At 59.4% G+C, this 7,403-nt stretch carries 7 protein-coding genes; 4 read left to right on the forward strand and 3 right to left on the reverse strand.

Going from position 1 to position 7,403, the window contains the following annotated elements; all coding sequences use genetic code 11:
* Positions 1-271: 271 nt before the first annotated feature.
* On the forward strand, positions 272-1,021 hold the full coding sequence (locus ABJ99_RS18060) for a carbon-nitrogen hydrolase family protein (RefSeq protein ID WP_054087082.1): 750 nt from the start codon (positions 272-274) through the stop codon (positions 1,019-1,021).
* Between the two features lie 6 nt (positions 1,022-1,027).
* On the opposite strand, the gene ABJ99_RS18065 is transcribed toward ABJ99_RS18060, so the two are convergent.
* The 3 genes from ABJ99_RS18065 to ABJ99_RS18075 all read right to left on the reverse strand — a co-directional run bounded on the left by ABJ99_RS18065 (position 1,028) and on the right by ABJ99_RS18075 (position 2,943).
* Positions 1,028-2,281, reverse strand: a complete 1,254-nt coding sequence (locus ABJ99_RS18065) for an MFS transporter (protein WP_054087083.1) — start codon at positions 2,279-2,281, stop codon at positions 1,028-1,030.
* Positions 2,282-2,386: 105 nt separating this feature from the next.
* Positions 2,387-2,569, reverse strand: a complete 183-nt coding sequence (locus tag ABJ99_RS18070; RefSeq protein WP_005893397.1) for a DUF1289 domain-containing protein — start codon at positions 2,567-2,569, stop codon at positions 2,387-2,389.
* A 2-nt stretch (positions 2,570-2,571) separates the two neighbouring features.
* A complete protein-coding gene (locus ABJ99_RS18075; protein WP_054086983.1) occupies positions 2,572-2,943 on the reverse strand; it encodes a hypothetical protein in 372 nt (123 codons plus the stop codon).
* A 263-nt stretch (positions 2,944-3,206) separates the two neighbouring features.
* Between ABJ99_RS18075 and ABJ99_RS18080 the strand changes: the two genes are divergently transcribed.
* From ABJ99_RS18080 to ABJ99_RS18090, 3 genes are all read left to right on the forward strand, one after another.
* Positions 3,207-4,040, forward strand: a complete 834-nt coding sequence (locus ABJ99_RS18080) for a DUF1206 domain-containing protein (RefSeq protein WP_054086984.1) — start codon at positions 3,207-3,209, stop codon at positions 4,038-4,040.
* 208 nt (positions 4,041-4,248) lie between these two features.
* Entirely contained in the window at positions 4,249-6,234 is a 1,986-nt protein-coding gene (locus tag ABJ99_RS30055; RefSeq protein WP_054086985.1) for a methyl-accepting chemotaxis protein, read from the forward strand.
* 17 nt (positions 6,235-6,251) lie between these two features.
* The gene (locus ABJ99_RS18090) at positions 6,252-7,172 is read left to right on the forward strand and encodes a substrate-binding domain-containing protein (protein ID WP_054086986.1); all 921 of its coding nucleotides are present in this window, start codon (positions 6,252-6,254) and stop codon (positions 7,170-7,172) included.
* The last annotated feature ends 231 nt before the right edge of the window (positions 7,173-7,403 follow it).

Below are 7,403 nucleotides of genomic sequence, written 5' to 3' on the forward strand. Positions count from 1 at the left end.
CGAGGGGCGAAAAGGTGCCTTGAGCCGTAAACATATCCAACTGACATCGCAGAACCGCTGTGTTGCGCAAAGCGTCACAGATCTGCAGCACACTCAAGATCGGACGCAGAGCGTCCAGAACGGCGTACCGAGGCGGAGTGCGCGATAATCAAAAACGGCACATCAGAACTTGTCACTGTCATGCCCATTCTCAACACATTCCGATCCGCACGAATCATCAAACCCCTATGATGCACGCCCCACCGAACTCAATGGCCTTATGGACAATCAGATGACCTCACCGACGCTGGCCGCTGCTCAATTCTGTTCGATCAGAGGCGAGCTCAAGCACAATCTTGCCGGACATCTGGCGTTCATGCAGCGTGCCGCTGACCTGGGTGCGGATTACCTGCTGTTTCCCGAGCTATCGCTGACCGGCTACGAGCCTGATCTCGCTCACGAACTGGCACTATCGCCGAACGATGCATGCCTGGAGCCGATCCGTGCACTAGCGATGCACTTGCAACTGATGACCACGGTTGGCGTACCCCTCAAAGGACCCAATGGCAGCATTGAAATTGGCGCGCTGACGTTTACCGCGCATGGCGAAGTCATTGCCTACGCCAAACAATACCTGCACCCCGGAGAAGATGCAGTCTTCAGTCCGGGGAGTGAAGACTGCTATCTGCCGTTCAATCAGCATCGAATCGGCTTGTGCACCTGCGCCGATTTCAGCCATCCCGAGCATGTACAGCGCCTCTCGCGGGGCGGTGCCTGGGTGTACGCCGCAAGCGTGCTGATATCACCAGGTGGCTACGCTCATGATTCAGAGTTGCTCGCAGGGCATGCCCGGTGCCATAGGTTGCCAGTGCTGATGGCCAATCACGGCGGGCCTACCGGCGGTTGGCAGTCAGCGGGGCGCAGCGGTCTGTGGGACGAGGCAGGGTGTTGGATCGGCGGGCTGGACGACGCAGGAAGCGGGCTGGTTATCGCAACCTGCCAGCACGGCGACTGGCAGGTGCGTGCGCTCACGCTGGAGTGAACAGCTTCACGTATTCACGGCATGATCCGGCTTGAGCTCAGGCGCATGATCCGACCGCGTAAGCGTCTCCGGCACTGCCACCAGCAGCAAACAGAACGCCACCGCCGCCACCGCCGCAAGGGTCAGAAATGCTGCGCTGTACCCGGCCGCATGCACCACGAAACCAGCCAGACTGTTGCTCAACGCCGCGCCCAGTCCGAACATCGTCGACAGCGCGCCGAGGCTGACGTTGAAGCGTCCGCTGCCCTGGGTGAGGTCCTTGACCATCAACGGGAACAAAGCGCCGAACAAACCTGCGCCTATGCCGTCGAGCATCTGCACCGCTACCAACCAGTACGGATCATCGGACAGGGTATAGAGCACGCCGCGAATCGGGAGAAACAGAAAACCGGCCAGCAGCAACGGCTTGCGCCCCCAAACATCGGCTTTCATCCCCACCAGCAGCGCCGCAGGAACCATGACCAGCTGCGCAGCGACAATGCACGCCGAGGTCAGCGGCGTCGCCATCTGCATGTTGATCTGCGAAAGCTTCTGACTCACCAGCGGCAGCATCGCTGCGTTGGCCAGATGGAACAGCGCGCAGCAGATACCGAACATCAGCAAGGGCTTGTTGCTCAGCAGCGCCGCAAACCCGGACGGTTGATGACCGCTGGCGTCGTGACTGGCATCGAAGCCTCGGGCAACGTCATGATCGATGGCGTCGGCGGAGACAAAACTGATCGCTACCATGCTCGCCAGCGCCATCGCGGCCATGAGGTAAAACACTGCGATCGGGCCAAACAGGTAGGCAAATCCGCCCGCCAGCAAGGCTGCGCAGGCGTTGCCCGCATGATTGAAGGTCTCGTTGCGGCCGGTGCGTCGGGTAAATGCTCTGGGTCCGGTAATGCCCAGCGAAATAGCCGCGATAGCCGGTGCGAATACCGAGGCCGCGACGCTGCTCAGCGCCTGGGTCAGGGCAACGAGGGTAAATGAGGAGGTGAACGGCAGGATCAGACAGCTCAGGGTCACCAGCAACGCCGCCACGCCGATCATCGCGCGCTTGTAAGGTGTGCGGTCGATCAAGGCACCTGCGGGCGTCTGGGTCAGCAGCCCCGCAATGCCCGCAATGGTCATGACCACGCCGATGCTGGCCGGGTCCCATTTGTGAACCGCAAGCAGGTAAATCGCCAGATAAGGCCCCAAGCCATCGCGCACGTCGGCGAGGAAAAAATTCAGGCTGTCCAGTGAAAGGGTATTGCGGCGATCTGCATGACTGGCCAAGGGCGGCATTCCCGTAATTCGTCAGACTCCATGCAGCCGAGTCACGACATTTCTGACCCGGGCTGTTTTCGAGAAGTTTCCCGTCAGAGATGAAACTTTCAGGCCTCAGATACTCTTTTTCTGCAGGCTTTTCATACGCTGGCTGGCGCGTTGCACGGCGGCCATTTTCTCCGGGCGTTTCATGCGCTTCCATTTGCGGATGTCATCTTTGGTGCGTCCGCAACTGACACACAGATCGCCGCTGAGCTGGCATACGGAAATGCACGGGTTTTCGATGTCTTTTGCCATGGTCAACCTCGCTTCGAGTATTTGCGCCTGATGCGTTGCTGCCAGTCGCCGCCATTCTCGCGCAGGCATTCCTCTTCAGAATCGACATGCACATGTGCCGACACATTCGCGATATTCACCTGCGCCTCGTCAAATGCCTCTCGGGTCAGCTCGATCATGCGCCCATCCATCGCGCAGGCCAGCGCTGCATGCTTGTTTGCCAGCGTATCGAACACCCAGACCACCTGCAGGCTGGCAGGGAATGCGGCGTAATCGACTTCATGAGTCAGCCAGCAGAAGCCAGGCAGTTCAGACTTGGCGGTTTCGCAAGCTTGGGTCAGCGCGGTGACCAAGCGGCGCTCGGTGTGGGCCTGCTCGCGTTTGCTTGAGGGCATCGTAGACCTGGGAGTGAGGAAGGAATAGGTGCGTACGATACCTGATTGTCAATTCGGGCCCCAAGGCGAAAACCTGTCAATCAGCCGACAGACCCGGAGGAAAGCCTTTCAATTTGCCCGATGTCGCCAGCAGAGTGTGGGGCGACGCTCGCTTGAACGACAACGTCAATTAACGACATGCAGCGTGCGCGCCGTCAATTGAGTCGAACCCCTGAGAACGTGTCCGGTCTGTTGCTTGTCATTACTCTCAGGGATCTTTATTTATGTCGGCGCAACGTGGACTGGTATTGCTTGCACGAGGCGGTTATGCCGCGCGTGGTGTGGTTTATCTGATTATTGGCCTGTTTGCCGTTCTGGCCGCGCAGGGCTCATCACAACCGGCTGACAGCCACAGCAGCCTTGAGGCGTTGTTGAGTCAGCCGTTCGGAAACGTGCTGGTCGGGCTGGTCGTCGTGGGGTTGCTGGCCTTCGCGGCCTGGCGTGTGCTGCAAGCCACGCGGGATGTCGACCATCATGGTCGCGAGCTCAAAGGCCTGGTGATTCGTGGCGGTCTGCTGGTGGGCGGTTTCACTTACGGCGCGCTGGCGTTTTTCGCGCTCGGCCTGCTGATCAGCGGGCTGAAAAGCTCGGGTGGCTCGGGCGGCAGTCAGACCAAAGACCTGCTGGCTTCGATTCTGTCGTGGGATCACTCCAACCTGCTGGTCTACGTGGTTGCTCTGATACCACTGGGGCTGGGTATCGTGCACATCATCAAGGGCTATAAAGCGTCGTTCGAGAAATATTTCGAGGCTGACGAAGACGTCATGAAGTACGTGCGCCCGGTATCACGCTTCGGTCTTATCGCTCGCGGTGTGGCCTTCATTGAAATCGCCGTGTTGCTGGCCGTCAGCGGTTCCAGCTATCAGGCCATGCACCCGCCGGGTATGAAAGACGCGCTCAACGGTTTGCAGGAACTGCCTGCTGGCGGGCTGGTTTTGCTGATCGTGGCGCTGGGGCTGATCGCCTTTTCGGTGTACAGCTTCGCTCAGGCAGCGTGGCGCAAGATCAACATGGATGTGCCGGACGCCCCGGACGCAGTCACCCGTCATTTCCGCTGACTGCCTGTAAACAGAGGGCTGCGTGACCGTCGGGTCGGGCAGCCCTTTTCACTGGCGGCTGTTTCATACAAAAATGTACAAAATAGTGTGAACGCTGCCTCAAGTCGCCCTCGCTATGGCCGACATCCTCATTTGAGCTCCGATCATTTTCAGGATCCCACGCGGTCCTGAATCAGCGTCGGCGCAATAAAAACAAAAGAGGATAGCCATGACCATTCTTCAGCGAGTGACTGGTGGATTTGCCGTGCTGGTTGTGTTGCTGCTTGCCATGGCAGGTATCAGCTATCAGAGCACGCATTCGATCAGCGAACGCATCAGCATCATCACGGGTCAATCTGCGCCCCTGAGCCGGGCCGCGAGTGAGCTTTACGTGCATGTGTTGCGCGCCAACCAGGCGCTGCTTGGTGTGCTGGTCAGCACCGATCCCAAACAGATCGACGACGGCAAACAGCCCTTCAATGACAGCATGGCGCGGTTCAATCAACTGCTGGACAGCGTGCCTGCGTATATAGGTGATCGTGCCGGACTGCGCGAAAACCTGAATCAGGAGCGTCAGCTGAGTGCCGCTTACGCTGAACAGGCGCAGACGCTGATTGCCAGTCATCGCCAGCACGTACTGCAGGTGCTTCAGGCCAGAACGCTGCAGGGCTACAGCAGCAGCCAGGGCGCACAGCTGACCGGCTACCTTCGGGACTATATTGCCCGTGAACGCAGCGCCGGTTCTCTCGATAACGTGGCGGCGGCGGAAAAGCTGTTGCTGGAAGTCGGCAAATCCTACGAGGGCCTGGCTGCCCATTCGGCCACGCCGGATATTCAGACTTTGCAGCGGCTGCTCAACCTGCAGGACGAGGTGATCAGCACTCGGGCGCGTGAGCTGACGGCAGTCGACCCGCGCGCCGGGCGTATTGCCGGTGTGATGGTCAACCGTCTGCTCAACGACCTGACCGGAACTGATGGCGTTTATCAGGCCTACCGTCAGGAGGCAGCGCTGGCCGGGCAGGTCGGCAAACAGCGTCAGGCCGCCGATGCCCGTCTTCAGGCAACGCTGGACAAGATCGGTGAGTTCGGCAATCAGTCACTGGCAGTCGCTGATGAGGCCAAGGCCGGGGCTGATTCGACCATCGCCACCAGCCTGAGCCTGCTGCTGATCGCCTGTCTGCTGGCGGTACTGGCTGCGGCAATCATCGGCACCTGGGTCGCTTTCAGCCTGAGACGTCCGCTGGCCGCTTTCCGCGAAGTGCTCAAGATCCTCAGCACCGGTGACATGCGCGTGCGTTTCGATGTCAGCCGGCGGGACGAGTTTGGCGAGCTGGGCGGTTATCTGAACGAATTCACCCAATCGTTGCAGCAGACGTTCCGCGAGCTGATCGGCTCTGCCGACTCCCTAGCCCTGACCGCCAGCCAGAACGCGCAGATCAGCGAGCAGACCACCCGCGTGGTGGACGAGCAGAAAGACCGCCTGCATTCAGCTGCATCGGCGATGAACGAGATGGAAAGCACGGTGGAGGAAGTCGCCCGTCGCGCTCAGGACACGCGCAGTGCGGTCGACAACACCAGCGAACTGACCGACAAGGTGCAGAAACGGGTAGCGGAAACCATCGTCAATATTCGCCAGCAGGCCGAGCAGGTCAACAAGGCGTCGGCGGCGACTGACGAGCTGCAGAAATACGGGCAGAACATCGACGGTATCGTCGACGCGATTCGTACCATTGCCGAGCAGACCAATCTGTTGGCGCTCAATGCCGCCATCGAGGCGGCGCGTGCCGGCGAGCAGGGCAGGGGCTTTGCGGTGGTTGCCGACGAAGTGCGCTCGTTGGCCAGTCGCACGCAGACGTCTACCAGCGAGATTCAGGAAATGATCGGCCAGATGCAGAGCAGGATTCACTCGGCGGTACAGGTGATGAACGAGAGTCAGATCCAGTCCGACCACTGCGTGACGCTGGCGTCGGGTGCAGACGAATTACTGGTGGAAATGGGTGAGGCCGTGGGCACGATTCGCGACATGAATATCCAGATTGCCGCTGCCACCGAGCAGCAAAGCGCAACCGTGCAGGAAACCAGCCGCATGGTCACGCACATCAATGACTCTGCCCAGCAGGCGGCCGACGGCGCCGTACAGTCTGCCAGCAGCAGCCAGGAATTGTCGAAAATGGCCAAAGATCAGCGCGAGCTGCTCCATCATTTCAGCGTTTAACGCTCGGGAGTCAGAACATGAAGCAATGGTTAACGATTTCCCTGAGCGCGTGCTTGCTCTTCGCCGGCTTGACGCATGCCAGCACCCCCTTGGTGGGCGTGGGCATGGCCAAATTCAACGACAACTTTCAGACCATCCTGCGCCATGGGGTGGAGAAACAGGTGGCGTTGATGGACGCCGACATTTTTATTGAAAACGGTCAGGACGATGTAGAGCTGCAGATGCGCCAGTTCCGCAATCTGGTCAACTCGAAGGTCGACGCCATCGTTGTCGCGATGGTCAATGGCAAGAGCGCGCCTGAGATGATGCGTCTGGCCAGCGAGGCGAAAATCCCGCTGGTATTCGTCAACCGTAACCCCGAGCCGGCCAAATGGCCTGCGCAGACCGCATTCGTGGGTTCCGACGAGCTTGAGTCCGGCACGTTGCAAATGGAAGAACTGGCACGGCGGGCCGATTACAAAGGCAATGTGGTGATACTCGTTGGCGATCCGAGTAACAAGTCATCGGTGATGCGCACCGAAGACGTGGAAAAAGTGGTCGCCAAATACCCGAACATGAAAGTGGTGCAAAAGAAAATCGGCAACTGGGAGCGCAGTCAGGCCGCGACCATCGTGATTGACTGGATAAACCAGGGCGTGGACTTCTCTGTCGTCGCGGCCAACAACGATGAGATGGCGATTGGCGCAATCATGGGGCTGGAAAAAGCCGGCAAAAATGCCAAAAACTACTTGGTGGGCGGCATCGACGGCACCCCGGACGGCTTGAAACTCATGGCCGAAGGCAAAATGGCCGTGAGCGTGTTCCAGGACGCCGTCGGCCAGGCCAACGGCGCAGTAGACGCAGCGCTGAGCATGGCCCGTGGCGAACCCCTGGCCTCCCCGGTGATCTGGGTCCCGTTCAGACTGATTACTCCGGAGAACCGTCAGGAGTTCGAGTAAGGCTGATTTGCGCTCTCAGTTGAACTCGAGTCATGCCTCTGGACTATCGTGCCGATGCTCCGCGTCGGCATGCCGTTCGTGACGCTCTGCGTCACATATCCCCGATGCTCATCAGCGTCGTACCTTCCAATTACCGCTCAAAAGAAATGCTTTTCGTAGTCGGGCCGGAAACGGAGCCAGGACTTTGGTTACTTTGATCCTTCAAAGTCTGTCGCCGAGGGGCGAAAAGGT

Origin of the sequence: Pseudomonas syringae pv. cilantro (assembly GCF_001293775.1) — a bacterium.
GTDB lineage: Bacteria > Pseudomonadota > Gammaproteobacteria > Pseudomonadales > Pseudomonadaceae > Aquipseudomonas > Aquipseudomonas syringae_P.